Raw genomic sequence first — 559 nt, 5'->3', positions numbered from 1 at the left:
GATTGCAGAACTGAAAAAAACAAAAAATCCGGATCTGATTTTCGCTGTCACGCACGTGGGTCACTACGAAAATGGCAACCGTGGCATCAATGCGCCGGGTGATGTAGCTTTGGCGCGTTACCTCAATGAAGGCGATTTGGACATGATTGTGGGTGGTCACTCACAAGAGCCCGTTTGTATGGAAGGTCCTAACGTTATCAAAAAGAACTTTAAACCGGGTGATGAGTGTCAGCCAGACCAACAAAACGGTACTTACATTGTTCAGGCGCATGAGTGGGGTAAATATGTTGGCCGTGCCGATTACGAATTCCGTAACGGCGAACTATCAATGGTGAGCTACGATCTTATTCCTGTAAAATTGAATAAAAAAATCAACGTGGATGGTCAATCACAACGTGTGTTTGTTCAAGATGAAATTACTCAAGACAAAGCGATGTTGGACTTCCTTCGCCCTTTCCAAGAAAAAGGCCAAAGCCAGCTGAATGTGAAAATTGCGGAATCAAACGGTAAGCTAGAAGGTGACCGTGATGTCGTGCGATTCCAACAGACGAATCTAGGT

1 pseudogene is annotated in these 559 nt (G+C 44.9%); it reads left to right on the top strand.

From position 1 onward, the window contains the following. A pseudogene (locus tag R8O11_RS30275) lies at positions 1-559 on the top strand (metallophosphoesterase); the annotation flags it as partial.

The organism is Vibrio sp. 1288 (genome assembly GCF_033344475.1).
The sequence above is the reverse complement of the archived record's forward strand: the minus strand, read 5'-3'. Positions and strand labels throughout refer to the sequence as shown.